The organism is Colwellia aquaemaris, assembly GCF_057548755.1.
Window position 1 is genome coordinate 1 of sequence record NZ_BAAJLV010000030.1, and the last position, 675, is coordinate 675.

The 675-nt window shown below is 41.8% G+C and carries 1 protein-coding gene; it reads right to left on the reverse strand.

The genetic code is table 11. The features are described from left to right. The coding region (locus AC27HL_RS19555) for an IS30 family transposase (RefSeq protein ID WP_487082729.1) at positions 1-617 on the reverse strand (617 nt) is incomplete at its 3' end. Between the last annotated feature and the right edge of the window lie 58 nt (positions 618-675).

Genomic DNA, 675 nt, shown 5'->3' on the forward strand with positions numbered 1-675 from the left:
TCGTTAAGCTGTCCAATTAATGTATAGCCTGTTTTTCGCTCAACGAGTGTTACAATACAGTGTTTAGAGCCTTTTCCCATCACGGTATCAATTTCCCAATGCCCTTGTGTTTTTCGTGTTTCAATCTCGCTAGGGCGTTCAGCTATATTTCGTTTATCAGCAAGCCTACCACGGCTATCGTAAGCGTTATAACGTTTACGTCTTCGCTTGTTTGCACAGCGTAAATGCTGCCATAAGGTGCCGCCATTTCGCTTATCTCGCCAAATATACTTGTAAATAGTTTCGTGGCTAAAACAGCGAACACCTTGTCTTTTTAAGTAGCCAGTAATTTGTTCAGGACTCCACTGTTTACGCAAAAGTTGTCGTACAATTGCGTAATCTTTTTCAGTAAAATGTTGATTTCTCCTTGAGCGTCTTCGACGTGCTTTTGTCCGTCGCTGTGCTTTGATGGGGCGATATGAGCCATCCTGATGCCAGCAAGTATTACGTTTAACTTCACGATAAATGGTACTTCGGTGCTTTCCAATCGCCTTGGCAATGTTGGTAAAACTTAATCCTTGCCTTTTGAGCGCGACTATCATATATCTATCACCCTCGGTGAGTTGCTGATAATTCATAGGTTTTTACTTCGTGGTGGGAGCAAAAAACTAAGGTTATCGCAATTCATCGTTTTTA